Source organism: Halomonas sp. WWR20 (assembly GCF_054602495.1).
This window is the reverse complement of sequence record NZ_JBTRHR010000002.1, coordinates 105,021-130,552: the sequence shown is the minus strand read 5'-3', so window position 1 is coordinate 130,552 and position 25,532 is coordinate 105,021. Positions and strand designations below refer to the sequence as shown.

27 protein-coding genes are annotated in these 25,532 nt (G+C 62.5%); 16 read left to right on the top strand and 11 right to left on the bottom strand.

Features of this window, described 5'->3' with window-relative positions:
• Positions 1–66 precede the first annotated feature (66 nt).
• Complete coding sequence (locus ACW4DH_RS03930; RefSeq protein WP_459635058.1) at positions 67–1,113, top strand: sodium:calcium antiporter; 1,047 nt, start codon at positions 67–69, stop codon at positions 1,111–1,113.
• Positions 1,114–1,125: 12 nt separating this feature from the next.
• On the opposite strand, the gene ACW4DH_RS03925 is transcribed toward ACW4DH_RS03930, so the two are convergent.
• From ACW4DH_RS03925 to ACW4DH_RS03915, 3 genes are all read right to left on the bottom strand, one after another.
• The gene (locus ACW4DH_RS03925; RefSeq protein ID WP_459635057.1) at positions 1,126–2,238 is read right to left on the bottom strand and encodes an aminotransferase class I/II-fold pyridoxal phosphate-dependent enzyme; all 1,113 of its coding nucleotides are present in this window, start codon (positions 2,236–2,238) and stop codon (positions 1,126–1,128) included.
• Positions 2,239–2,355: 117 nt separating this feature from the next.
• Positions 2,356–2,844 (bottom strand): hypothetical protein, encoded by a 489-nt coding sequence (locus tag ACW4DH_RS03920; RefSeq protein WP_459635056.1) that lies wholly within the window; start codon positions 2,842–2,844, stop codon positions 2,356–2,358.
• A complete protein-coding gene (locus ACW4DH_RS03915) occupies positions 2,841–3,812 on the bottom strand; it encodes an alpha/beta hydrolase (RefSeq protein WP_459635055.1) in 972 nt (323 codons plus the stop codon). The genes ACW4DH_RS03920 and ACW4DH_RS03915 overlap by 4 nt, the downstream gene beginning before the upstream one ends.
• A 332-nt stretch (positions 3,813–4,144) precedes the next feature.
• Between ACW4DH_RS03915 and ACW4DH_RS03910 the strand changes: the two genes are divergently transcribed.
• Both ACW4DH_RS03910 and ACW4DH_RS03905 read left to right on the top strand, forming a co-directional pair.
• Positions 4,145–6,349, top strand: a complete 2,205-nt coding sequence (locus tag ACW4DH_RS03910; RefSeq protein ID WP_459635054.1) for a malate synthase G — start codon at positions 4,145–4,147, stop codon at positions 6,347–6,349.
• Positions 6,350–6,609: 260 nt separating this feature from the next.
• The gene (locus ACW4DH_RS03905) at positions 6,610–7,029 is read left to right on the top strand and encodes a PaaI family thioesterase (protein WP_459635053.1); all 420 of its coding nucleotides are present in this window, start codon (positions 6,610–6,612) and stop codon (positions 7,027–7,029) included.
• 30 nt (positions 7,030–7,059) lie between these two features.
• On the opposite strand, the gene ACW4DH_RS03900 is transcribed toward ACW4DH_RS03905, so the two are convergent.
• Positions 7,060–7,437, bottom strand: coding sequence for a DUF423 domain-containing protein (locus tag ACW4DH_RS03900; protein WP_459635052.1), 378 nt, complete (start codon positions 7,435–7,437; stop codon positions 7,060–7,062).
• Between the two features lie 170 nt (positions 7,438–7,607).
• Between ACW4DH_RS03900 and ACW4DH_RS03895 the strand changes: the two genes are divergently transcribed.
• The 4 genes from ACW4DH_RS03895 (at position 7,608) to trmB (ending at position 10,998) form a co-directional block, all read left to right on the top strand.
• Positions 7,608–9,089, top strand: coding sequence for an alanine/glycine:cation symporter family protein (locus ACW4DH_RS03895; RefSeq protein ID WP_459635051.1), 1,482 nt, complete (start codon positions 7,608–7,610; stop codon positions 9,087–9,089).
• Positions 9,090–9,145: 56 nt separating this feature from the next.
• Positions 9,146–9,346, top strand: coding sequence for a sulfur carrier protein ThiS (gene thiS, locus ACW4DH_RS03890; RefSeq protein ID WP_459635050.1), 201 nt, complete (start codon positions 9,146–9,148; stop codon positions 9,344–9,346).
• Between the two features lie 72 nt (positions 9,347–9,418).
• A complete protein-coding gene (locus ACW4DH_RS03885; protein ID WP_459635049.1) occupies positions 9,419–10,219 on the top strand; it encodes a thiazole synthase in 801 nt (266 codons plus the stop codon).
• Positions 10,220–10,248: 29 nt separating this feature from the next.
• Positions 10,249–10,998: a tRNA (guanosine(46)-N7)-methyltransferase TrmB gene (gene trmB, locus ACW4DH_RS03880; protein ID WP_459635048.1), complete on the top strand. Its 750-nt coding sequence runs from the start codon at positions 10,249–10,251 to the stop codon at positions 10,996–10,998.
• Positions 10,999–11,043: 45 nt separating this feature from the next.
• Here trmB and ACW4DH_RS03875 read toward each other — a convergent pair whose 3' ends face one another.
• Positions 11,044–11,931 (bottom strand): DMT family transporter, encoded by an 888-nt coding sequence (locus ACW4DH_RS03875; RefSeq protein ID WP_459635047.1) that lies wholly within the window; start codon positions 11,929–11,931, stop codon positions 11,044–11,046.
• A 91-nt stretch (positions 11,932–12,022) separates the two neighbouring features.
• On the opposite strand from ACW4DH_RS03875, the gene ACW4DH_RS03870 reads away from it, so the two are divergent.
• The 3 genes from ACW4DH_RS03870 (at position 12,023) to ACW4DH_RS03860 (ending at position 14,450) form a co-directional block, all read left to right on the top strand.
• Positions 12,023–12,931, top strand: coding sequence for a LysR family transcriptional regulator (locus tag ACW4DH_RS03870; protein WP_459635046.1), 909 nt, complete (start codon positions 12,023–12,025; stop codon positions 12,929–12,931).
• Positions 12,928–13,140: a hypothetical protein gene (locus tag ACW4DH_RS03865; protein WP_459635045.1), complete on the top strand. Its 213-nt coding sequence runs from the start codon at positions 12,928–12,930 to the stop codon at positions 13,138–13,140. Before ACW4DH_RS03870 ends, ACW4DH_RS03865 begins: the two co-directional genes overlap by 4 nt.
• A gap of 305 nt (positions 13,141–13,445) precedes the next feature.
• On the top strand, positions 13,446–14,450 hold the full coding sequence (locus tag ACW4DH_RS03860) for a 2-hydroxyacid dehydrogenase (RefSeq protein ID WP_459635044.1): 1,005 nt from the start codon (positions 13,446–13,448) through the stop codon (positions 14,448–14,450).
• 4 nt (positions 14,451–14,454) lie between these two features.
• On the opposite strand, the gene ACW4DH_RS03855 is transcribed toward ACW4DH_RS03860, so the two are convergent.
• Entirely contained in the window at positions 14,455–15,369 is a 915-nt protein-coding gene (locus ACW4DH_RS03855) for an AEC family transporter (RefSeq protein WP_459635043.1), read from the bottom strand.
• Between the two features lie 167 nt (positions 15,370–15,536).
• Here ACW4DH_RS03855 and ACW4DH_RS03850 point away from each other — a divergent pair, with 167 nt between their 5' ends.
• Positions 15,537–16,052: a hypothetical protein gene (locus ACW4DH_RS03850; RefSeq protein ID WP_459635521.1), complete on the top strand. Its 516-nt coding sequence runs from the start codon at positions 15,537–15,539 to the stop codon at positions 16,050–16,052.
• The gene (locus ACW4DH_RS03845; RefSeq protein WP_459635042.1) at positions 16,049–16,645 is read left to right on the top strand and encodes an SCO family protein; all 597 of its coding nucleotides are present in this window, start codon (positions 16,049–16,051) and stop codon (positions 16,643–16,645) included. Before ACW4DH_RS03850 ends, ACW4DH_RS03845 begins: the two co-directional genes overlap by 4 nt.
• Before the next feature lie 17 nt (positions 16,646–16,662).
• On the opposite strand, the gene ACW4DH_RS03840 is transcribed toward ACW4DH_RS03845, so the two are convergent.
• Positions 16,663–17,736 carry an extracellular catalytic domain type 2 short-chain-length polyhydroxyalkanoate depolymerase gene (locus tag ACW4DH_RS03840; RefSeq protein ID WP_459635041.1) on the bottom strand — a complete coding sequence of 358 codons (1,074 nt, stop codon included), beginning with the start codon at positions 17,734–17,736 and terminating at the stop codon, positions 16,663–16,665.
• Between the two features lie 326 nt (positions 17,737–18,062).
• Positions 18,063–18,788, bottom strand: coding sequence for an FKBP-type peptidyl-prolyl cis-trans isomerase (locus ACW4DH_RS03835; RefSeq protein WP_459635040.1), 726 nt, complete (start codon positions 18,786–18,788; stop codon positions 18,063–18,065).
• Between the two features lie 183 nt (positions 18,789–18,971).
• Here ACW4DH_RS03835 and dctP point away from each other — a divergent pair, with 183 nt between their 5' ends.
• Positions 18,972–20,000, top strand: coding sequence for a TRAP transporter substrate-binding protein DctP (gene dctP, locus ACW4DH_RS03830; protein ID WP_459635039.1), 1,029 nt, complete (start codon positions 18,972–18,974; stop codon positions 19,998–20,000).
• 293 nt (positions 20,001–20,293) lie between these two features.
• Here the strand turns inward: dctP and ACW4DH_RS03825 are convergent, their stop codons facing one another.
• The 3 genes from ACW4DH_RS03825 to ACW4DH_RS03815 form a co-directional block, all read right to left on the bottom strand.
• A complete protein-coding gene (locus ACW4DH_RS03825; RefSeq protein WP_459635038.1) occupies positions 20,294–21,577 on the bottom strand; it encodes a TRAP transporter large permease in 1,284 nt (427 codons plus the stop codon).
• Positions 21,578–21,615: 38 nt separating this feature from the next.
• Entirely contained in the window at positions 21,616–22,245 is a 630-nt protein-coding gene (locus ACW4DH_RS03820) for a TRAP transporter small permease (protein WP_459635037.1), read from the bottom strand.
• A gap of 138 nt (positions 22,246–22,383) precedes the next feature.
• A complete protein-coding gene (locus tag ACW4DH_RS03815; protein WP_459635036.1) occupies positions 22,384–22,914 on the bottom strand; it encodes a TIGR02444 family protein in 531 nt (176 codons plus the stop codon).
• 56 nt (positions 22,915–22,970) lie between these two features.
• On the opposite strand from ACW4DH_RS03815, the gene ACW4DH_RS03810 reads away from it, so the two are divergent.
• From ACW4DH_RS03810 to chaB, 3 genes are all read left to right on the top strand, one after another.
• Positions 22,971–24,905, top strand: coding sequence for an ABC-F family ATP-binding cassette domain-containing protein (locus ACW4DH_RS03810; RefSeq protein WP_459635035.1), 1,935 nt, complete (start codon positions 22,971–22,973; stop codon positions 24,903–24,905).
• Between the two features lie 22 nt (positions 24,906–24,927).
• Positions 24,928–25,185 (top strand): hypothetical protein, encoded by a 258-nt coding sequence (locus ACW4DH_RS03805; RefSeq protein ID WP_459635034.1) that lies wholly within the window; start codon positions 24,928–24,930, stop codon positions 25,183–25,185.
• A gap of 81 nt (positions 25,186–25,266) precedes the next feature.
• Positions 25,267–25,494 carry a putative cation transport regulator ChaB gene (gene chaB, locus ACW4DH_RS03800; RefSeq protein WP_459635033.1) on the top strand — a complete coding sequence of 76 codons (228 nt, stop codon included), beginning with the start codon at positions 25,267–25,269 and terminating at the stop codon, positions 25,492–25,494.
• Positions 25,495–25,532: the final 38 nt, after the last annotated feature.

Here is a 25,532-nt window from a genome sequence, read left to right as displayed (position 1 = left end):
CTGCACTACCCTCAATAGGCAGAACACTAGAATAGTTTCTCCAACAATGGCCGACAGGAGTTCGCCTTGCTCAATCTTCAGGACATGGATCTGTCCGTAAGTCTTATTCTCTTTACGGCGTGTGCCGTGGTGATCGGCGTAGTGGGGACGCGATTGACACGAATCGTGGACGAACTTGCCGATCGCACCGGCCTCGGTGAAGCCATCGCGGGGGCAGTGCTGCTGGGCATGGCAACCTCGCTGTCAGGCATCGTGCTGTCGGTTACCGCGGCCTTGGAAAACCAGCCCGAACTGGCGATGAGCAACGCGTTGGGCGGCATCGCCGTGCAGACGCTGTTTCTCACAGTGGCGGATCTGTTCCTGCGTCGCGTCAACCTCGAGCATGCCGCGGCCTCCATCGGCAATCTCATGCAGGGCACGCTGCTGTTGTGCATGCTGTCGCTGATTCTGGTGGGCAGCTTCTCTCCCGAATTGACGCTGTGGAGCGTTCACCCGGTCACTCCCTTGCTGCTGCTGGGGTACATCTATGGCTTGCGCGTGGTGGATCGCGGGCAGAGTGAAGCCATGTGGAAACCGGCCCGCACCCGCGAGACGCGCGAGGATGTGCCGGATGAGGCGTCCATGCAGCGTTCGCTGGTCTCCCTATGGTTGGCCTTTGGGGGGATGGCGTTGATGTTGGGCATTACCGGGTGGCTATTGCAGCGTTCGGCGACGGTCATCGGCGAGGAAACCGGGCTGAGCCAGGCGGCGATCGGGGTGTTGCTCACCTCGATCGTCACCTCGCTGCCCGAGTTGGTGACCTCGGTGGCAGCCGTGCGGCGTGGCGCCTTGACCCTGGCGGTGGGCGGCATCATCGGCGGCAATGCCTTCGACACGCTCTTTGCCGCCGCCTCGGACATTGCCTACCGCGAGGGTTCGATCTACCACGCCGTGTCCGAGGATGTGCTCATGTGGGTGGCACTTTCCCTGCTCATGACCGGGGTGTTGCTCATGGGACTGGTGCGGCGCGAGAAACATGGGCTCGGGCATATCGGCTTCGAGAGCGTCACCCTGATCGGTCTCTATCTCGCCGGGGTGGCCATGGTCCTTACGGGAAACGAGATCGGAGGCTAGTGGGCATCGAAGTCAGCGTGCCAGGGCCTTTTCCAGCGCGGCCAGGCGCCCCGGTACCAGCGCGTCCTCGACGGCACTGATGCGCAGGATGTGACCCAGTGCCGGATGCGCGGGACGGTGCACTAGGCTGCCTTCGGCGAGCAGCGCCTGTTGCACTTCGGCAGCCAGCGCGGGGTGGGCCATGCGCACCGCGATGAAGTTGGTGGCGCTGGGCAGCACCTCCGCGCCGAGTCCGCGTAGATGCTCGGCGAGGCGCTCACGGCGTGCGATGACCTCCTGAATGTGGCGGCGGGTCTCCTGGGGATGGTCGAGCAGCGTTTCGGCCGCCGCCAGCGCGAGGGAGGAGACCGCGTAGTGAATCCTGACTTTCTGCATCATCGTCACCATCTCGGGCGCGGCGATGGCATAGCCGATACGCAGTCCGGCCAGACCGTGTGCCTTGGAGAACGTCCGCAGGCGAATCACGCCGGGCATGACCTTGCCCGCTGTCGGTGCCTCGCTATCGTCGCGAAAGTCATGGTAGGCCTCGTCGAGGATCAACGTGCATTCCTCAGGGAGTCGAGCACGAAGCTCGGCAATGGCGGCGTCGTCATGCAGGTGACCGGCCGGATTGTCGGGGTTGGCCAGGTAAACGGCTCGAGCGTTCTCCGTGTCGGCCGCTTCCGCCAGACCTTGCAGGTCGGGCGCCAGCAGGGCATTGCGTGCGTGAAGTTCCCGGTAGGGCACTTCGATCGACTGGCAGCCCTGTCCTTCGGCGAAGTAGCGAAAGGTCGGATAGGTTCCCGCACTGGCGACCACTGGGCTGCCAGGGTCGCACAGAGCGCGCAAGGTGAGGGCCATCAGGCTATCGGCCCCGGCATCGACCAGCAATGCGTCGAGCGGCGTGCCCAGTTGTATGGCCAGGCGTGTACGCACGCCCATGGCCTCGGCATCACCGTAACCTCGGGCCAAGTCCGCGATGGCATTGCCAAAGCGTGCCGAAAGGGCGTCATGCGGCATGTCGAGCCCTTCGTTGGAGCCGAGGCGATGGGGTATTGCATATCCCAGGCGGCGCTCCATCGCCTTCAGTCCGGGAAAGGGATTGTCGGGGCCTTCACGGTCGAGATGACGGGCATAGCGCGACATGGATAGTCCTCAAGGGGCAAAGGCCTTACATTGTGACGTCGCCCGGGGCTGCTGACAAAGTCCGTCTACGGGCGATGTGTCGCCGCAAGCGTTGCAGAAGGCCTCACAATGCGATGCTCACAAGGCGCTGGTATCGAAGGCGCCTGTCAGCCTGCGCTGCCAGCCGGGTTCGTGCTCTCCGAGGCGTCGCAGGGTCATCTCCAACTGATAGGGTTGCAAGGTACGGTCCGAAAGGCCCAGGGCGGGTCCTGACGCGTGTAGCTGACTGGTCAACAGCCACTGATTATCGGGCGTGGTGCCCTGTTCCCTGCCGGGTGCCCCATCCAGCACCTGGGGACCCTCCGGTGCGGCCAGCAGGGCGCGTGTCAGGGCCTCGCGAAAGCGCTCGGTGGAAATGCCCAGCGCCTCGTCGACATCCGGAGCGACCACTAGCAGTACCACCTCCTGACCGGCCGACGACCAGGGTGGATGCGTGAGCAGCTCATCGGCAGCTCGTTGGCTCAGGCCATGCAGTGCCTGGCGCACCGTCTGGGGGCGGTCTGTCACGCTGGCGCAACCGACCAGCCACAGCATGACGATAAGACTGGCGAATAGGCGCTGGCTCATGATGTCTCGACGCTCATCGCTGGCGCCATGGGCAGGGTGTCGAGAAACGCATCGAGTTCCTGAAAAAGCGCCTCACGTATCGTCTGGGCCTCGTTGACCAGATGATGGCGGGCCTGGGGATGTCGATGGATGCGTGCGTTGGGGAATTTTCCCTGCAGCGTGGCGAGGTTCCACGGCCAGTCGACGGTCATGTCCTGCTCCCCCTGCAGGATCAATACCGGGACTTCGCTGGACGGCAGTGACAGCAACAGCGGCATCCAGTTGCGCATCGCGCTCACCCATGTCAGTGCCAGCCGGTCGGGCTGCAGCGGGTCCTGACTGCGCAGGAACGTGGCGAAATCGGCGTCGTTGGAGTTGGCCCGGTACTTGCGAGGAATCGAACTCACGAACGGACTGACGATGCGATGCAGCCAGTTCGACTGCGACCAGCCCCACGGTCGGACCAGCGGGGCCAGCAGGGCCAGACCGGCCCAGGGCGAATGCGGGCCGCGGCTCAGGGCGTCGGTGGCGAGAATCGCGCCTCCGGTGCTTTGGCCGATTCCCACCCAGGGGCGCGGCGCCAGACCCCGCGACGCCACTTCCTCCTGCAGTATCTGCAGGCAGGTGGCATATTCGCCGAAATCGTCAATGGTCGCGCGCGGACCGCTCGACAGGCCATGCCCGGGGAGATCCCACAGCACGACCCGCCAGCCACGTGCCAGCAGCAGCCGCAGCAGATGGCAATACAGTCCCAGATGGTCGAAATAGCCATGCACGACGAAGACCGTGCCTTGCGGTTGAGGAGGAGTCCACACTTGCGCCCACAGCCGGAAACCACCAGCGTCGAAGAAGCCGGCGTGCAGACACAGGTCCTCGCTAATCAACGGGGCAAGGCGATAGTGCGCAAGATAGCCGGCGAGTGGCGAAGCCAGGGGCGACTCGATCCGGGCCAGAGGGCCAAGCGCCTGTAACGGTACGAAGTCAGTCATCGATTCCCTCCAGTCCTCTTCATGCTAGTTCTCCTATCGCAGCGAAGCTACCCGCGATGGGTACCCGGCATGTCCGAAGCAGCTCTACGCCAAAGGTGGGAAGACACTTTGGCAAGCTTGGGTTAATATGTGGAAGCGTTTTCCATATTTGCCTGGACCGGCGGTGCTGAGCGCGGTCCAGACCATTAGGTCTCGTCTGAAAAGCGGACGAGCGACGCTGACCCAGGGCCGAAAAAGCCGCAGGAGGCAGGGAAAAATGAGCTTGCCGAGGCATTTGCAATGGCCTGTCAGCGCGTGCAAACACTTGTCAGACAGAGCATAGGAGGCTTCCCATGACCGACCGCACCACTCTTCACCGCCTGCAGGTGGCCACCGAGCTGCATCGCTTCATCGAGGACCGTGCCCTGCCCGGCACCGGCGTCGATTCCGCCGCCTTCTGGGCCGGCCTCGATGCCCTGATTCACGACCTGGCGCCGACCAACCGCGAATTGCTCGCCGAGCGCGACCGTCTGCAGCGCGAACTCGATACCTGGCACCGTGAGCATCCCGGTCCGGTGAACGACATGAGCGCCTATCGCACCTTCCTGCAGGAAGTCGGCTATCTGACCGAGGCCCCGGCCTCCGTCCAGGTCACCACCCAGAATGTCGATGCCGAGATTGCCGTACAGGCCGGTCCGCAGCTGGTGGTGCCGGTGAGCAACGCCCGCTACGCGCTGAACGCCGCCAATGCCCGTTGGGGCAGCCTCTACGATGCCCTCTACGGCACCGACGCCATTTCCGAGGCCGATGGCGCCGAGAAGGGCACGAGCTACAATCCCAAGCGTGGCGAAAAGGTCATCGCCTATGCGCGTGGCGTGCTCGATCAGGCCGCGCCGTTGGCCGAAGGCTCGCACAAGGACTCCACCGGCTATGCGCTGCGTGACGGCAAGCTCGTCGTCACCCTGCAGAACGGCAGCGAGACCGGACTCAAGGACCCGGCGCAGTTGGCGGGATATCAGGGCGAGCCATCCGCTCCCCATGCGATCCTGCTCGCTCACCATGGTCTGCATCTCGAGATCCAGGTCGATGCCGAGCATCCCATCGGCAAGACCGACCCGGCCCACGTCAAGGATCTGCTGGTCGAAGCTGCCGTCACCACCATCATGGACTGCGAGGACTCCGTCGCCGCCGTCGATGCCGAAGACAAGGTGCTGGTCTACGCCAACTGGCTGGGCCTGATGAAAGGCGACCTTGAAGAGCAGTTGGCCAAGAACGGCAAGACTATCACCCGACGCCTCAATCCCGACCGCGAATACATCACGGCTGAAGGTCAGACCCGCATCCTGCCGGGACGTTCGCTGATGTTCGTGCGTAACGTCGGCCATCTGATGACCACGCCGGCGATTCTCGACGAGAACGGTGCCGAGATTCCCGAGGGCGTGCTCGATGCGGTAATGACCAGCCTGATCGCCATGCACGACCTCAACAAGAAGGGCAGCACCGGCAGCGATGCGGGCTCGATCACCAACAGCCGCCAAGGCTCGGTGTATATCGTCAAGCCCAAGATGCACGGCCCCAAGGAAGTGGCATTCGCCAATACCCTGTTCGGCCGCGTCGAGGACCTGCTGGGCTTGCCCCGCGACACGCTCAAGATGGGCATCATGGATGAGGAGCGGCGCACTACCGTCAACCTCAAGGCGTGTATCAACGAAGCCGCGTCACGCGTGGTCTTCATCAACACCGGATTCCTCGACCGTACCGGCGATGAGATGCACACCGCCATGGAAGCCGGCCCGATGATCCGCAAGGGCGACATGAAGGGCGCCAAGTGGATCGCCGCCTACGAAAAGAACAACGTCCAGGTCGGCCTGGCCTGCGGCCTGCGCGGGCGCGCCCAGATCGGCAAGGGCATGTGGGCCATGCCCGACCTGATGGCCGCCATGCTCGAGCAGAAGATCGGCCATCCCAAGTCCGGCGCCAATACCGCCTGGGTGCCGTCGCCCACCGCCGCAGTCCTGCATGCGCTGCATTATCATCAGGTCGACGTCGCCGCCCTTCAGCAAGAGCTGGAAGCCCAGGGCGAGCCCGACCTGCTCGACGACCTTCTCACCGTTCCGGTCGCTGCCAATCCCAACTGGTCCAGCGAGGAGATCCAGCAGGAACTCGACAACAACTGTCAGGGGATCCTGGGTTACGTGGTGCGCTGGGTCGAGCATAGTGTGGGCTGTTCCAAGGTGCCCGATATTCACGAAGTAGGCCTGATGGAGGATCGCGCGACGCTGCGTATCTCCAGTCAGCACATCGCCAACTGGCTGTATCACGGCGTGGTCAGCGAGACGCAGGTCAAGGAAACGCTGGAGCGCATGGCCAAGGTGGTCGACGAGCAGAATGCGGGCGACCCCGACTACACGCCGATGGCTTCGCACTTCGATGACTCCAGCGCCTTCCAGGCCGCCTCGGACTTGATCTTCAAGGGGCGCGAACAGCCGGCCGGTTACACCGAGCCGTTGCTGCATCACTGGCGGGCGGTACACAAGGCCAAGGTGCGTCAGGGCTGATCGAGCCAGCCATGACCGGCTGCGCGCGGTGATCGGTGGCGCCTGAGGTTCGCTCGCCACGAGTATGAGTCGCCACTGAAATGCTCGATGCGTGACCCCGGCCCTGAGGTGAAAACCTCGGGGCCGTTTGTGTTTTTCTGCGCGAGAGATGCGAAAGGGGGGCGGGCTGCGCTATCTTTGCCGCAACGCTTTAGCGTCGCACTGCGCTCTGCGGGCGTCGTCATTGCCACCGTTTGCCATTACCGCCGGGAGACCCTGCCATGCCCGTGATGACTGCCGCCGCCATCGAGGACTTTCTCGACGGGGTCTTTCCCCACCGTCAGGGCACTATCGAAGGTGTCGACGACATGCGTGCCACCATGAGCCTGGCGATCGAGGACGAACATCTGCGCCCCGGGGCCTGCGTGTCGGGACCCACGATGATGGGCTTGGCCGACGTGTGCCTGTATGTGGCGATCCTGGCCCAGATCGGTCCCGAGCCGATGGCGGTGACCACCGACCTCAACTGCCACTTCCTGCGCCGTGCCCGCGGCGATCGCGACCTGATCGCCAATGCCCACATCATCAAGCTGGGACGCCGCCTGGCGGTGGGCGAAGTGCAGCTGTTTTCCGGCAGCGACGAAGAGCCGGTGGCCATCGTCACCGCCACCTATGCATTGCCCGATCGCGACGACGACTAGACCTGCCAAGTACGCTGGAGTCTCTCGGGGTTACTGGTTAGCCTTCCAGGTGGTCACCGCCAGCGCCAGCCAGCCGGTCATCAGCAACAGTCCACCGAACGGCGTGATCAGGCCCAGCCCCCGGGTGCCGAGCAGGACCAGGGCATACAGGGACCCCGAAAACAGCACGATACCGGCCCCCCACAGCGCGAGCACCCACCCCTGACCGCGAAGCGGCACCTGCTGGCGCCAGATCAATACGGCGAGTATCGCCAGCGTATGCCAGGCCTGGTAGCGCACCCCCGTCTCGAAGGCCTCGAGCAGATTCGCGGATACCTTCCCTTCCAGGCCATGTGCCCCGAAGGCGCCGGCCATGACCATGACGAAGCCGCTCAGCGCCGTGGCGACCCAGGCAAGACGATAGGGCATGTTAAGCAACTCCTGGATGACTATGCTGCGTTAATGAACGATGCGTGACGTGCGCCGACGTTTCATCAAGCGTACGCCACGGCTATCATGCCGGCCTTGAACGGTCCGTCTCGATGACATCAGGCGCGGTGTCTCGGGCAGGCGCATGACGAACCCAGGAGAATGATGCCATGGAATCCCTTGCCTCGCTTGTCGTGCCGTTGCGCGATGCCATCTATGCGGTAATGACCCCGGTCAGCGACTTCATCTGGAGCTATATCCTGGTGTATCTGCTGCTGGGGGCCGGCCTGCTGTTCACCGTGCTGACACGGGGGATGCAGATCCGGCTGTTCGGGCACATGGCGAAAGTGACCTTCACCTCTCGCGGCGCGGGGGAGGGCGTCAGCGGGTTCCAGGCGTTCGCCACCTCGATGGCGGCACGCGTGGGCACCGGCAACCTGGCCGGGGTCGCGCTGGCGCTCTGGATCGGTGGACCGGGGGCGATTTTCTGGATGTGGATGACCGCACTGGTGGGGTTTGCCACGGCCTTCGTCGAGTCGACCCTGGCGCAGGTCTACAAACACAGCAACGAAGACGGCGTGTTTCGTGGCGGGCCGGCCTATTACATCGAACGCTGCCTGGGTTGGCGCTGGCTAGGGTCGCTGTTCGCCATATTCCTGCTGATCGCTTATGGCCTGGCTTTCAATGCCGCCCAATCCAACACCATCGCCCAGGGGATGAACGGTGCCTTCGGTGTTCCCAACTGGGTGACCGGGATCGTGGTGGTCTGCCTGGCCGGGCTGGTGATCTACGGTGGCCTGAAATCCGTGGCGCGTGCCGCCGAGAAGATCGTCCCGGTCATGGCCATCGCCTATCTGTTGGTGGCGTTATGGATATTGATCGTCAATATCTCCGCCGTTCCCGACATGCTCGCATTGATCGTCAAGAGCGCCTTCGGTTTTGGCCCGGCAGTGGGCGGTGCTGCGGGCTATTCGATCAAGGTGGCGATGGAGAACGGCATCAAGCGCGGACTGTTTTCCAACGAGGCCGGCATGGGCTCTACGCCTAACGCGGCGGCACAGGCCACCGTGAAGCATCCGGCAGCGCAGGGATTGGTGCAATCCTTCGGCGTTTTCATCGACACGCTGGTGGTCTGCAGCTGTACAGCGGTGGTGATTCTGCTCTCGGGCGTGTATGAGCGGCTGTTGTCCGACTCGCCGGGGGGATCGATCGAAGGCATCCAACTGACCCAGGACGCCATGGTCGATCATCTGGGTGGGTTCGGCGAGATATTCATCGCCATTGCCATCTTCCTGTTCGCGTTTACCTCGATCCTGGCCAACTTCTCCTTCTCGGCGGTGAACATCGAATACCTGTTCCGGCGCCATGCGCGCAGGGCGGTGCATGTCCTGCGCCTCGCGGTCCTCGCCATGGCCATGATCGGTGCCGTGGCCAATCTCGATTTCGTCTGGGATTTCGCCGATCTCGCCATGGGTCTGATGGCCACTACCAACCTGTTCGCCATCCTGATCATGTCGCCGATTGCGCTGCGTGTCCTCAAGGACTATGAGCAGCAGCGGCGCAATGGCATAACGGAGCCGGTTTTCGACCCCAAGGTGCTCAAGCGGCCCGAACAGGTCAATGCCGATGTCTGGCCGCCCAAGGATGTCTGAGGCGGACTTTGGCGTTAAACTGGCGGCCCCTCAACCATTCCGCTGAGAGACCGCCAATGCAGATTCAGCTCAACGGGGATACCACGGAACTCGAAGACGCGCTGAGCGTCGCGCAACTGGTCGAGCAGCTCGGATTGAGCGGACGGCGGGTGGCCGTCGAGGTCAACGAAGACGTGGTCCCGCGCAGCCAGCACGCCGAGACGTATCTGGCAGAAGGCGATCGCGTGGAAATCGTGCATGCCATCGGCGGCGGCTGATCGCGTCGAGACCTGCCTTTGCCGAGGCCGGCTCTCGGGCCGGCCCAGCTCAACCTTGTTCAGGAGAGTTCCATGAACGCTGACACCCGCATCGATACGCCATTGACCATCGCCGGACGCACCTTTGCTTCACGCCTGCTGGTCGGAACCGGAAAATACCGCGATTTCGACGAGACCGCGGCGGCCATCGCGGCAAGTGGCGCGGAAATCGTCACCGTGGCGGTGCGGCGCACCAATATGGGCCAGAATCCCGACGAACCCAACCTGCTGGATGCCGTCTCGCCGTCGCGTTACACCTTCTTGCCCAATACCGCCGGCTGCTATACCGCGCGGGATGCGGTACGTACCTGCAAGCTGGCCCGCGAGCTGCTCGACGGTCACAAACTGGTCAAGCTCGAGGTGCTGGGCGACGACAAGACGCTGTACCCCAACGTCATGGAGACGCTCAAGGCCGCCGAGGAGCTGGTCAACGACGGCTTCGACGTGATGGTCTACACCAGCGACGATCCCATCGTCGCCAAGGAGCTCGAACGGCTCGGTTGCTGCGCGGTCATGCCGCTGGGCTCGCTGATCGGCTCCGGACATGGGCTCTTGAACCCGCATAGCCTCGCCATCATTCTCGAGAATGCCGAAGTGCCGGTACTCGTCGATGCGGGCATCGGTACCGCTTCGGATGCGGCGTTGGCGATGGAGATGGGCTGCGATGGCGTGCTGATGAATTCGGCGATCGCCCATGCCCGTCAACCGGTGCTGATGGCCAGCGCCATGCGCAAGGCCATCGAGGCCGGCCGCGAGGCCTATCTTGCCGAACGCATGCCGCGCAAGGCTTATGCCAATGCCTCCTCGCCGCTCGCTGGCCGTATCAACGGCTGATGCCCCACCGACAGGACCAGAAGATCCGCATGAATGATGAACGTTTGACCCCGGCCCAGCCCGATGCCATCTCCGCCGAACGCGACGCCGAACCGCAAGCGCGTCCGCATCGCGGCGTGAAGAGTTATGTGCTGCGCGCCGGACGCATGACCGCTGCGCAAAACCGCGGTCTGGAAGAAGTCTGGCCGCGTCTGGGGCTGACGCTGGCGCAGGGTCGGCAGGAGCTGGAGGCGTTGTTCGGCCGCCAGGCACCGCGTGTCGTGGAGATCGGCTTCGGGATGGGCAAGTCCCTGCTCGAGCAGGCCGAGCGGCATCCGGAAACCGACTTTATCGGTATCGAAGTGCATGCACCGGGTGTGGGCAAGCTGCTCGACGAGGCGGACAAGCGTGGGCTGACCAATCTGCGCGTGTACCGCGAGGATGCTCTGGAAGTCCTGCAGCACTGCCTGCCGGAGGCTAGCCTCGACACGCTGCAGTTATTTTTCCCCGACCCCTGGCCGAAGAAAAAACATCATAAGCGACGCATCGTCCAGCCTGCGTTCATCGAGCTGGTGCGCACGCGGCTGAAAATCGGCGGGACCTTTCACCTGGCCACCGACTGGCAGCCCTATGCCGAGCATATGGCCGAATTCATGAGCGAGGCGCCGGGATATCGCAACACGGCAACCGACGGGCCCTTCGTGCCGCGCCCCGACTTCCGGCCACTGACCAAGTTCGAGGTGCGCGGTGAGAAGCTGGGGCATGGCGTATGGGATTTGATTTACGCTCGCGTCGACTGAACTGGGCGAGGCTTAGCCGGTACGGCTGGCGACGGCGATTGATGCTTACTCGTTGGTTCTCATCAACGCCACACCGACACCGACCGAGGCCAGCAGCATGCCGAGTATCCCCGGCGCTCCCGGCATGTCGCCGAACATCATCGCCGCCCAGGCCATCGTCACCGGCGGGGTCAGATAAACCAGTGTCGAGGTCAGGTTGACCCCGAAGCGGCGCAAGCAGGCGACGAAGAAGCCGTAACCGCCGAGGCTGGAGAAGAACACCAGCCAGGCGATGGCCGTCAGGGTGGGCAAGTCCAGCGTCGGCAGCGGCACCCGGCCGTGGCTCTCGATCAGCGCGGCGACCGCGAACACGCCGGTCGCCGCCGCCAATTGGGCACTCAGGGTGGCGTCCATGGCCAGGGCCGTCGGGTAGCGCGCGGCGAGTACGCTGCCCAGCGTCACCGCTACGACCGACAGTAGCGGCAGTCCATAGGTCCACAGCGGGGCGCCGCCCTGGGCGTCAAAATCGTCGGCGACGCACAGTACGACACCCGCGCTGGCGATGGCCATGCCCAGCCAACGCAGCCCTCCCGAACGTTCGCTCAGCAGCAGGCTGGCCAGGCCCGCCGCAAGCAGCGGTTGCAGTGCCGTGATCAAGGCGGTGACACTGGTGCCGACGCCGGCCTGGATCGCCAGCATCACGCCGAGCAGGTATCCGCCCATGGTCAGGCTACCGATTCCCGCCTCGACGAGTAGTCCGCGGCGTGATGCCGAGCGTGTCCCCAACGCCTGCCACCATAGCGCGGCCAATAGCGTGGCCAACGCAAAGCGCCAGGCAAACAGCGCCATCGGTGGCAGAGCGGCCTCGACCGCCAGCCGGCCGCCGATGAATCCCGAGCTCCAGCACACCACGAAGCCCAGCGCGACCAGCAAAGACACTAGCGATGCCGCCATAAACTTTCCCCAGTGTATTCGAATTTAGGGCTTGAGCGTGGCGCAGGACTAGGATTCAATAAATCGAAGAATATTGCAGTCAGGGTTCAATATGAGTGAAGTCTCTATCGCCACACTCGATCTCGAATTGTTGCGCACCTTCCAGGCAGCGGCACATCTGGGATCGTTGGCCGGAGCTGCTGAGCAGCGCCACCGCACCGTCAGTGCGATCAGCATGCAGCTCAAGCGACTTGAGGAAGTGCTGGGGACTCAGCTGCTCGAGCGCGGCCCGCGCGGTGTCACACCGACCCCTGCGGGCGAGTCGCTGCTGCGCGAATCGCGCGAATTGTTGCGTCTGCACGATGGGATGTTGGCGCGCTTCACCGGGCGCGGACTGGGGGGCAGGGTGCGGTTCGGTTTGCCGGAGGATTACGCGCGTGAATTGCTGGGCGATGTACTTCCCGATTTCATGGCGCGCCATCCTGACGTCCTGCTCGAGGCGGTCACCGCGACCAGTGGCGAACTGGCCCGACAGCTGAGCCAATCCAACCTGGCCCTGGCGGTACTGCTCGACCGACCGCGGCGCCTGCCCGGCGGCGAGGCCTTGTGGCAGACCTCGCCGGTATGGGCCGGCCCACGCCTGGGGCAGCTCACCGAGCGCTTCAGCATGCCGCTGGCGTTGCACCCTATCGATTGCCCTTATCGGGACCTGGCGGTGGAGTCGCTGGACGCCATCGGCAAGCCCTGGCATGCGGTGTTCACCAGCACCAGTATCCATGCGGTCGAGAAAGCCATCGAGGCGGGATTGGCTATCGGTGTGATCGACCGCCAGCGTCTGACACCGTCGATGCGTGAGCTGGGTGAAGCACAAGGGCTGCCGGCACTTCGGCCCTGCGAGGCGCGATTGCACTTCGCCACTCAGATCGAAAGAACATCGCGCCCCGCCGTCGAGGCGCTGGCGGTACTGCTGCGCGAGAGGCTCTTCGAGCGCGGACCCTGGCGAGCGGAAACATTGCGTTGAGCGGCCAGCGAATAACGGCGACGCTGCCGCAGGACACTCAAGAGCGCTCTGATGAGAAAAAATTCGTCGAGAATTTTGTCACCAAAAAAGCCGCCCATGAGGGCGGCGTTAAGACCGTGACTAGCTTGATGAGGAGAAACCATGGGCGGGAACCTGACTTCCTGCCGATGGCATGCGGTGCCTGGCAAGCAACCGCCATGAAAAGATAATAATTATCATTCGTGTCGTCAAGCTGGAGGGATCATTTATTTATCGCGTTGGGGATAGTCGACCGTCCCCGGGATACGACGAACGGAGCTTGGCCCAATGGCGAAAAGCGCGCATAAAAAAGGCCATCCCTTGGGATGGCCTAAGACCGTGACTAGCTTGATGAGGAGATAACCATGGGCAGGAACCTGACATTCGCTGCTTAGGTCAGTGGCACTTGGCGAGTGCCACTGATGTAAAGGTAATCATTCTCATTTGAGGCGTCAAGCTTAACGATAATATTTTTCATCAAGCCCGGAGGTATCGTGTGTCCCATATCGTCATGTTCAGCGCCCAGCCCTATGACCGTCGCTTCTTCAGCGATGCCAATGCGCATTACGGCTTCCAGATCACTTTCCATGAAACCGGCCTGAATCGCGACAGTGCGCTGTTGGCGCATGGCGCCGACAGCGTGTGCGCCTTCGTCAATGACTGTCTCGACGCTGAAGTACTCACCTCGCTTCAAGAACTGGGCATCAGCCGGATTGCGTTACGTTGCGCCGGCGTCAATAACGTGGATCTGCAGGTGGCCGATCGACTGGGCATGACCGTCGTGCACGTGCCTGCCTATTCGCCGGAAGCTGTGGCCGAGCATACTTTGGCCCTGCTGCAGACGCTCAATCGGTGCACCCATCGCGCCTTCAATCGGGTGCGAGAAGGCAATTTCATGCTCGAAGGCCTGCTGGGAATGACACTGCATGGCAAGACGGTGGGCATCATCGGCACCGGGCGCATCGGTCTGGCCGCGGCGCGGATCTTTCACGGCCTCGGCTGTCGCCTGCTGGGCGAGGATCGCGTTGCCGCGCCCGCATTCACCGCCCTGGGTGGAGAGTACGTGTCGCGGGAACGCCTGCTGGGCGAGAGTGATGTCATCACCCTGCACTGCCCGTTGACCGAGGAGACGCGCTATCTCATCAATGACCAGACACTGAAGAGTGTCAAGACCGGCGCCATCCTGATCAATACCTCGCGTGGTGCGTTGGTCGACACCCAGGCGGTGATCGCCGCGCTCAAGTCGCGCCAACTCGGTGGGCTGGGGATCGATGTCTATGAACAGGAGACCTCGCTGTTCTTTCGCGACCACTCCAGCGAGATTATCGACGATGATGTCTTTCAGCGACTGGTCACCTTTCCCAACGTACTGATCACCGGCCATCAAGGCTTCTTTACCCGCGAGGCACTGACGGAAATCGCCGAGGTGACCCTGGGGAATCTGGCGTGTCTGGATCGCGGTGAGGCCTGCGCCAACCGGGTCCTGCCGCCGCAGGTCTAGGCCTTCAGCCGACCCAGGCCAGCCAGGCGGGCAGCGTCAGCATCGCCAGCAGCGTCTGTCCGGTGACCAGCGCGGCCATGAGCTCCGCATCGCCTCCCAACTGACGCGCCAGAATGTAGGCGGAGGTGGCGGTGGGCAGCGCCGCGAACAGTAGCGCCACGTCGCGGCTGACCGGGTCGAGGCCGGTTAGCCACGCCAACCCCAGCACCAGTAACGGCATGGCGGCCAGCTTGACGATACTCGCATACCAGAAGGCCCGCCCGCTGCCGAACAGCGTCCCGGGACGCAGCGCCACGCCTACGGCGATCAATCCCAGCGGTAGAGCGGCGCGGCCGACCAGCTCCACCGCTCTGCCACTCCAGCCAGGCAGGCCGATACCCGAGAGGTTGAGAGCGATGCCGGCCAGGCAGGCGAGGATCAGCGGATTGCGTACCAGTGCCATCAGACTGCGACCCAGGCTGGAGGGCCCCAGGGTCCCGGCGGCAATGAAACCCGCGACACAAAGGACGTTGACCACCGGTACCATCAGCGCCACGGCGACGGCCGCTGTCGTGGTGCCGGCCGCCCCGTGCAGCGCCGCGGCCCCGGCCACGCCGACATAGGTATTGAAGCGCAGTGCGCCCTGCAATACCGAGGTAAAGGCGGGTGCCTCAAGCGCCATGGCGCGGCGCAGTTGCCAGAGGATCAAGGCAAACAGGCCCATGGCGCCGAGCAACACCAAAGCCAGGCGGGTCACCGGCACCTGCGAGACATCGGCACGAGCCAGGGTGGAAACCAGCATCGCGGGAAACAGCAGGTTATAGATCAGCCGCTCCAGCAGCGGCCAGAAGTCATTGCCGGGGAAGCGCCGCCAGCCGAGACCCACGCCCAGCAGTATCAGCAGAAACAGCGGTCCCAAGGCGTCTTCTACCTCGTGCATCCTCTCTCCATCGCGATCTGATCCGACGGCGTGTGGGTTTCGAAGCGACCCGCATGCTTCATGATGCGCTGCACCTCGATATTAGCGTAGCGAAGCCTCGCACTGACAGTGCCCGGGCCGAACCTTGCTGGTAAGCTTGGCATTATCTACCCGGAGTCCCGCCCGTGATGCAACGTTCCGCCATGCAACGCCAAGAGGATGACACGACACGCCCTCCGCTGCTCAACCTGCTGATCCTGGTCACATTGATGACCATCGTGGTGGCGTTGTGGTATCTCGCTCATTATTACATTCGAGGATCGCATGACGACGTAACCTGGTATCCGCCCAATGCCTCTTGTCAGTTAGGCAAGCAAGCCTGTACGACCGATCTGGGCTTACATGCCCGGCTAACGTTTGCCATCGACAGCGAATTGCAGCTGATGCAGCCACTCATGCTTGACGTTCGGCTCGAGGGCATCGAGGCGCAGACCGTCGCTGTAGAGTTCATCGGCCGCAACATGAACATGGGCCTCAACCGTTTTCATCTCGAGCCGCAGGGTAACGGGGTGTTTCGTGGCATAGGACAACTGGGCATGTGTTCGGAGTATGTCATGCCCTGGCGTGCCCAGGTCATCATCGAAACGCCTGAAGGGCGCAAGGGCAGCTGGTTCGATTTCGATCTTGCACAGGAGGATTCATGACGGCACGGCGTACGCTGGTCATCCTGGCGATTGTGGGGCTGATGCTGGGCGGGTTGGCCCTGGGGCATTTCGTTTACCGTACGCTGAACGGCGAAGCCCGCGAAGGGATGGGCGGGCCGGTGGTGCTGCCGTCCACGCAAGGCGAGTTCCGCCTATCGGCGCTTGAGGAGGATCAGGTGGCGGTCATCTTCTTCGGTTACACCTCCTGTCCCGATGTCTGTCCGATGAGCTTGGCCAACATGCGTCAGGCGCTGGCGCAACTGCCCGCCGAGGCGCGCGGGCGGGTAGTGCCGGTATTTATCTCCGTGGACCCCGAGCGCGACAGCCTGGCGCGCCTCAAGGCCTACGTGGAGCACTTTGGCCCTACATTCGTCGGTGCCACGGGGGCGCCGCAGGCTCTCGAGGAGATCGGCGAGCGTTACGGCGTGGTGTGGCGCAGGGTCCCTGCGCAGGGCGACGCCGAAAGCTATAGCGTGGACCACTCCGGGACGACATTCATCGTCGACCCGCAAGGACACATTCTTGAGCAGGTGATCTTTTCGCCGGCGCCGTATGCATTGCGGGAAGCGCTGGCGCGGGCCCTGGCGCTGTAGGCCGGCGCGACCGAGGGTCACGCTCCGCCAGCAGGCGACTCACCTCTTATGTGCTCCACCATTGCCTTGAGTGCCGAGGCCTGTCGCCCGTCGCGCGTGTCATGCAACGGACTCAACTGCCAGGTACTTTCATCATATCCCCACCAGTCCCAGCAGCCCTGTGGGTTAGGCAGGCTGACGTCGGCCTGAGGGTAGAGGACGACCAGACGGTAGCGGGACGCCCAGCGATTCAGCCCCGAATGGCGTACGAACGCCTCTCCAATCTGTTCACTGCTCATGTTGCAGCCATGCAGAGCGATCATCAGCGCACAGGGTCGACCCTGTGCGCAGGCCTGGGGAATATAGACGTAGCCGCGATCCGCCAGCCGCCGCCCCGTGTAGAAGTCGCGCTGGTCGAATTCGTAAAGCGCCCCCTCCTGCGTGGCGGCGGCCGCTGGAGGCGTGATGGTCGCGTTGCGCCCGGGGTAGAGCCAGGCAAGCGCTTCGCCGGCACCGTCCTCGTCGCTACAGTCGAGGAGATAGGGCGCCGAGGTTTCGCCGCACGGCACACGTGGCGCTGCGTCGTCGGCGACCGGCCAGCCATGGGCCGCTTCGGGATTGAAACGGACCCTCAACTGGCGTGTGGGGTCAGTGAGCCAGGCACGGTACTGTGCCGCCAGCAGTTTCCCCAGGCGTGGATCGATCGTCGTGTCCTGTTCGCCATGCCAGATGAATACACGCTGTCGCGCCAGGGCTGCATCGCTGCCCACCTGGCCCTCTGCCTGGTAACGGGCTCGTTGGGTCTCGAGCACACTGAGGTCGGGCAGGCCGTCCCGGGTGTACATGCATCGGTTCAAAGCATTGCGCAGGCTGCCTTGGGCGCAACCCCAAGGGCCGGCGGCGAATACCGCCAGCCCCGAAAAACGCTCCGGCCAGGCAACCGCCAGCTGAGTCGCCATGTAACCGCCTGAGGAGACACCCATCACACTGATGGCGTCGCGCTCAAAGTTGAGGACCGGCAGCGATGGCGGATCGCTATCCGCATCCTCTGCCATGGCGAAAGACGACAGAGTTAGCATGGCCAACAGGGGAAGAGCGGCGATACGCTTCATTTTTTCTCAGCCTAAACAATTTCTTAACGAACACGTCACGCTAAATTGTCCACAATCCACGATGCGGGATAGCTACTGGGTTGTGGATAGCCATATTTGATACAGGACGAAGCGTAGCTATGCAGCCTTTAAATAATTGTCAATGATGACGAAGAGTTACGTAGCGTCAAGCAAATCCGGAAGAGCGTCGTTTGTTGCGCATAAGCCTCTGAACATCGCAAGGTTCGTGCTTGTTAACGCTCAGACCACTGTGAGTCCACATAGTTATCCACAGCTTTGCGAGGCAAAAAAAGCCGCCCTGGTGGGCGGCGTCTGATGGAAGGATTTTATTCTTCGCTGGATGACGCATCATCCTGGTTGGCATCGCCATCCTCGATACCCAGCAGCTCGACCTTGAAGGCCAGCGCCTGATTGGGGCCGATGGGGCCGCCGGTACCGGCCGGGCCGTAGGCCAGATCTGAAGGAACATAAAGCATCCACGTATCGCCTACCTGCATCATCGGCAGGGCTTCTTGCCACCCTTCGATGACCTGGTCGACACGGAAGCTGATGGGCTCACCTCGCTTGTAGGAGCTGTCGAAAACCGTGCCGTCAGGCAGCGTACCTTCATAATGGACCTTGACTGTGGAGTCGGCGCTGGGCGATTCACCGTCGCCGGATTCGAGCTCTTTATACTGCAGGCCCGAGTCGGTGACCTGAACGCCTTCCTTCTTGGCGTTCTCGGCCAGGAAGGCTTCGCTGGCTTCGCGGTTCTGCTCGGCGAGCTGCTTCATTTCCTGTTCGCGCGCGGCGGTCTTTTCCTGCTGAAATTGTGACAGGGTCTGCATCATGTCCTCTTGGCTCATCTGCAGTTCCTCATCGGAATAGACATCCTCGATGGCCTGAGTGAAGGCCTCGATATCGAGATTGTCGATATCCTGCACAAGGCTTTGCCCCAGCGTGGCGCCAATGCTGTAGCTGAGCTTCTCCTCGTCACTTTGCGGAGCGGCAAGAGCGAACAGCGGAGCGGTCAGCAGGCTGCCGAAAGCCACAGCAGTCACCAGTTTTTTCATGAAAACTCCTTTGAGTTCTGGGTAGGCACGGAGTGTTATCACACGCATAAAAGAGTGCGGTGGATTCATGGGACTTTAACAGGGTGCATTATGTTCCGCACCCACGTGACTTTCCGGCACTGGCTTGACATTGACTTGGCTTTGCTCTTTTCTGGATTAACATTGACAATAAAGGGGAACGCGATGCAACTGCGCAATATTATTATCGGTGTTACGACTCTGGGCGTGATGGGCGTGGCGTCTTCGGCTTTCGCCGAAACATGGCGCTTCGGTCTCGAGGAAACCGAAGGCAGCGTTCAATATGGTTATGCCGAGCAGTTCAAGAAGCTGATCGAGGAAAAAAGCGACGGGGATATCACCGTGCAGCTGCTTCCGTACGGCTCTTGGGGGTCGAATTATTCCGCGCTTTACGACGCCATTCAGAATGGCTCGATCCAGATGGGGTTTGGCTCGGGCTTTCTCGGTGGCACGGTGCCTGAAAGCCAGTTGATGAGCCTCAACTTCGTCATGCCGAAGGATCAACTCGCGACGGCTGAGATACTCAATTCCGATGCTTTCCTGCAGAGCGAGGCTTGGCAGCAGTCATTCCGTGAGCGTGAACTGGTGCCACTAGGCGCGCTGCCTGAAGGGTATCAGGTGTGGACGGCCAACAAGGAAATCCGCACCCCGGATGATATGCAAGGCCTGCAGATCCGGGTGATGGACAACAGTCTGTTGCGTGAAACCTACGAAGCCTATGGTGCCTCGCCGATCACCATCGCCTATGGCGAACTGTACAGCGCTCTACAGCAGGGGCAGGCGGATGGCAACATCCAGCCGGTTTTCGCCCACGAGAACATGGGGTTTTACGAAGTACAGGACTACATGATTTTCGCCAACCAGTCGCAGTTCGTGGCCAATCTCATCGGCAATCTCGACTGGTATGAAGGACTGTCCGAAGATCAGCGTCAGGTACTCGAGGGCACTTTGGACGAAATGGTACAGAAGGGCCATGAAATCCAGACTCAGTTCAATACCGAACGCCTCGATATCATCAAGGAAAAGAGTGATATCAACGTCATTCACTTGAACAGCGATGAGCGCGAGCAGTTTCGCGAACTCGCCAAACCCGTTCGTAAGGTCTATGTCGACATGGTCGGTGACCGTGGTCAGCAGGCGCTCGACACCCTGCTCGAGCAGATCGATGCCACCGGTGCCAGCCAGGATTCCTGATATGACTCGCTAATCGGTCATCATGACCGACCTGGCGGCCGAACAAGCCGCTACCGCACTGCCCGGGAGCTTACGCTCCCGGGCTTTTTGGTTCAGTCGATCATGGAAAACCTGGCGTAGAGTCCATGCCCGCTATGGGGAGGGTGGCGCTATAGCCGCTTGGACGTGACCCGGCATCATGGGTCACGTGACTGTACGGGAGGGTCCGCGTCTCGTGACTACTCGTATAGGCGGAGGAGACAAGAGCCGGCGCCAGGCGAGCATCGGCCCGGCATGAACGCCGGGCCGCGGGGTCAATCGCCGCCCAGTGAGGGCAGCAGTAACGAAATCTGCGGAAACAGGATGAGGATGAGGGTGGCCAGCAGCAGGATGGCGATGAAGGGCGGCGTGCCGCGGATCACGTCGATATAGGGGCGCCGGAAGACGGCGATGGCCGTGAAGATATCGCAACCGAAGGGTGGGGTGGCCGAGCCGATGGCTGCCTGCAGGGTAACGATGACGCCAACGTGGACCGGATCCAGGCCGGTGGATTGTACGAGCGGCTTGAAGATCGGCACCAGAATCAGAATGACGACGATGGGATCGACGAACATGCAGCCGATGAAGAAGGCCGCCGCAATCAGCAGCAGGGCCAGGAACTGATTGTCGCCGATACCCTCGATGGCGGGACCGAGGATCTTTTCCGGTATGCCGGCCGTGCCCAGCGTCTGGGAGAAGGCGGCACCGATGGCGACGAGGATGAACACGACGGCGGTGATCATGCCCGTGGAGAGGGCGAGACCGCCGAGGTCGCGCACCGAGACCTGGCGATAGATCACCACCTCCAGAATCAATGCGTAGGCGACCGCCACTGCCGAGGCCTCGACGGCACTGAAGAAGCCGCCATAGATACCTCCGACGACCAGCACCGGAAAGCCGAGCGGCAGGATCACCCGGCGGATCGCGTGCAGCCGCTCACTCCAGGAAGCCTTGGGTTCCGGTTCGATCCCCTTGAGGCGGGCGTCGATGTAACAGTAGAGCGCGAACATCCCCAGGATCAGCAACCCCGGCAGGATGCCGGCCAGGAACAGATCGCCGATCGAGGTCTTCATCACCACGCCATAGACGATGAAGCCGATGCTGGGGGGGATCAGCAGGGCAATGTCGCTGGCATTAATGATCAGCGCCAAGGTGAAGCCGTCGGAGTAGCCCCTGGCCAACAGGCGGGGGCGCATGGGGCCGCCCATGGCCACCACCGTGGCCTGGGTGGAGCCGGAAACGGCACCGAACAGGGCGCAGGAAGCGGCCGTGGTGATGGGCAGTCCGCCACGGATATGCCGGGTAAATGCATCGACCACATCCAGAAGCCGGTTAGCCGTATGGCCCTTGGTCAGAATGTCGGCGGCAAAGATGAACATGGGCACTGCCGCCAGCACCCAGCTACCCACACCGTTGATCATCCAGCTAACGGCCTGGTCGGGGCCGAAGAAAGTCATACCGGTAAACATCATGAAGAGGGTGCCCACGGCCAAGGGCACCATCATCGGGAACCCTAACAGCAACAGCACGATCATGATCACGCCTAGCCAAATCAGCATGGAGAAGTCCTCGCGTCGGTTCTGGTCTTGTTGAGCGGTTAAGCGCCGCGTTGGGCGTCGTCGTCTTGGGCCGATTCGGTATCGTCCGCGGGGACCTCGGAATAGGTTTCCTTCTCGTTGAACGAGCGGTAAATATCACTGCTCAGCAGGTTGCGCGCAGTGGTCAACAGATACTGAATACCGGCAAGGGTGAAGCCGACGGGGAGGGAGAGGTAGACGATCCATAACGGAATATGCAGCGACGAGCTGGCACGCCCCCGGTCCTGAAGTACCGAGACGTACTCGATGGACTTGTAGGCGAAATAAAACATCAGTATCGCCGTGCCGATACTGATGACGATCAGCAGTAACTTGCGCAGGCGGCCGCTGAGCTGGTCGTAAATCGCCGACATGCTGATGTGACGAGCGTTACGCGCGGCATAGCCGACACCGACGAAGGTGATGATGACAATGAGCATCTCGGTGATTTCATAAGTACCGGCAATCCCTTGCTGAAATAACAGGTTACCGACCACGTGAGCACTCATCAGCGTGGCCATGACAAGAACGCTTCCCGCTACGATAGCGCGCTCAATCACGCCCAGCACACGGTCGAAAGCACTCAATGCGCGCAGCAGACTGCCAGGTCGTTTTGCGCGCTCGTCGGAGGAGGTGGAGGGTTGGGTCATGTCGCAAGCTTCCTTGTTTTGTCAGGGGGCGAGCCGATGATGAAGGGCTCCCATGCCTAACTGTCATCGACAAACGCGTGTTCCATAGACGAAGGCGCATCGCTCTTTTTTGAACTTACAGGCTTTACGTCGTCGGTGCTATACGTCGTGTGGGTCATGGTGTGAACGGTTTGCAAGGGACACGCAGCGCAGCGAATGGCCGGCCAGCAATTCCAGTGAGTTAGCCATCGCATCGTCCACAGCGCCCAGGTGCCGGGCGAGACGGGCATACACGTCACCGTCCGAGACGCGTGTGGGGCGAATGCCGTATCCGGCTGCGGTGACTTCCTGCAGTTGCCGCAGCGCTTCGCGTTCGGCGAGCAGCTCGGCATCCTTGAGCCGCTGACGCAGCTGAGCGATTCCCGGCGAGCTTGCCGCGAGGGGCTTGAGAGTTCGGCGTTGCGCGCGCAGCGGATACGTGAAGTCGCGTTGCCAGGCACGTACGCCTGCCAGCGCCTGGTCGGCATCGTCAGCCAGGCTCAGTCCTTGGCCGGCCAGCCAGCAGATCCACAACAGCTCGCAGACGTCGGCTCCCGCGTCGTCCTGAAGCGCCAGGCAGGCCTCGGCGACGCCCTGCCGTGCGTAGAGCGCCAGCGCGTAGTCCCATAATTGGGTAGAATCATCACGCATGGTTCTGTGCGGCACCGTCTCGGAGCCGCGAATTCTCCCGTTTTTTTGGAGTCGGCATGATCGCATTTCGCCAACTCGCGCTGCAACGCGGCACCCAGCGGCTGATCGAAGAGGCCGAGCTGGTCCTGCACGACGGTCAGCGGGCGGGCATCGTCGGGGCGAACGGCGCCGGCAAGTCGAGTCTTTTCAAGCTGCTGCTGGGCGAGCTTACCCCCGATCGTGGCCAGGTGGAGCTGTCGGGCGGTCAGCGTATCGCGCACATGGCTCAGGAAGTCGAAGCGCTGTCCCGCGCGCTGGTCGACTACGTTCTCGATGGTCATCACGAATTGCGTGCCACCCAGCAGGCCCTGGCGGAGGCGCAACAGCGCGAGGATGCCCACCGTGAAGCCGAGCTGCATGGACACATCGAGACGCTGGACGGTTACAGTGCCCGTGCGCGCGCCGAGCAACTGCTGGTCGGTCTGGGTTTTGCCCAACGCGACCTGGAACGCCCGCTGGCGGACTTCTCGGGCGGTTGGCGGATGCGCGTCAATCTGGCGCGTACATTGTTCATGCCGTCCGACCTGCTGCTGCTCGACGAGCCGACCAACCACCTCGACCTCGACGCGCTGCTATGGCTGGAGCAATGGCTGGTCCGCTATCCGGGGACACTGCTGCTGATTTCCCACGACCGGGATTTTCTCGATGCGGTGTGCGATCACATCGTGCATTTCGATCAGCGCCGGTTGACGCTCTATCGCGGCAATTACTCTAGCTTCGAGCGTGCCCGTGCCGAGAAGCTCGCCCAGCAACAGGCCGAGGCCGCCAAGCAGCAGGCGCGTCGCGAGGAGATCGAAGGTTTCGTGGCGCGGTTTCGCGCCAAGGCGACCAAGGCCCGTCAGGCCCAGAGCCGGCTGAAGATGCTCGAGCGCATGCAGAACGTGGCCGTTGCTCATGTCGACTCACCGTTTCATTTCACACTGCCGGCATCCGACAAGACCTCGCATCCGCTGCTGGTCCTCGATCGGGCACAATTGGGATACGCCGAGCCGCTGTTGAGCGACGTCAAGCTGAGCATCCTGCCGGGACAGCGCATCGGGTTGCTGGGCCCCAACGGGGCTGGCAAGTCGACGCTGATCAAGTCGCTGACGGGGGAGTTGCCTCCGCTGAGCGGGACGCGCGTAGCCGGTGAGCATCTGGCGATCGGTTATTTCGCCCAGCATCAATTGGAAAGCCTGGACATGCAGGCGACACCCTTCATGCATGTCCAGCGGCTCTCATCCAAGGCCAGTGAGCAGGAGGTGCGCAACTTCCTGGGCGGCTTCGGCTTTCATGGCGATGCGGTGTTCAGCGAAGTCGCTCGCTTCTCGGGGGGCGAGAAGGCGCGCCTGGCGCTGGCGCTGGTCGCCTGGCGTCGCCCCAATTTGCTGCTGCTCGACGAGCCGACCAATCACCTCGACCTGGAAATGCGCGAGGCACTGACCGAGGCACTGGCCGGGTTCGAGGGGGCGGTGATCATCGTCTCGCACGACCGGCATCTGTTGCGGGCCAGCGTCGATGAGTTCTGGCAGGTCGCCGATGGCACGGTGGCACCCTTCGATGGCGACCTGGAGGATTACCGCGCCTGGCTCAAGGCGCGCCTGGAGAATTCGCGACGTGAAGCCCGCGACGAGAAGGCTGAGCGTCAAGCCGACAATGGCGAGGCCCGCATCGATCGCAAAGCCACGCGCCGCGCCGCGGCCGAGCTGCGTGAGAAGCTGCGCCCGCTCAAGCGTGAGCGTGATCGCGCCGAGCGCGACATGAACCAGTTGAGCGATGCCCTGACCCAGGTGGAAGACGCGCTGGGCGATACCGAGTTGTACACCGATGCCGCACGCAAGGACGAGCTGACAGCGCTACTCGCGCGTCAGGGAGATCTCAAGGCGCGTCTGAATGCGCAGGAACAGGTCTGGCTCGAGGCCGAAGAGGCCCTGGAGCAACTCGAAACCGAGCTGACCGGCGATGATGCCTGAGGCGGCACCAAGGGAGAGGCAAATGAAACGCTATGCATGGCTGATGCTGGTGGGCATGACCGGCCTGGCGGGGTGCGCCGGTCGCCTGACGATGGATAACTACGAGCAGCTTGAGGTGGGCATGGCGCGGGACCGGGTGGAGTCGATACTCGGCGAGCCCAGCCACTGCTCGGGGGCGGCGATGGTCGCCAGTTGCCGATGGGGCAGTGGGCGGCGCTTCATCCAGGCCCAGTTCATTGGCGACAAGGCGATCACTTACCAGTATCAGGGCCTGAAGTAGGCGCGTATTGGCGAGGTGTGGCCATCGGCGCCTAGACTGCAGTGGCAATCAATGTGCCGCAATGGAGAACGGGAAGTCGCCATGCCTTACGAGTCCCGCAACGATCTGCCCGATAATGTGCGCCATGTTTTGCCGGCGCATGCCCAGGATATCTATCAGGAGGCATTCAACAGCGCCTGGGACGAGTACAAGAACCCCGAGGATCGGCAGGGCCATGCCTCGCGTGAAGAGACCGCCCATCGGGTCGCCTGGGCAGCGGTGAAGAGCCGGTATCACAAGGGCGATGACGACAAGTGGCATCCCAAGTAGTGATGACAGCAGTGATGGCGAGGTCTAGATGTTATGCC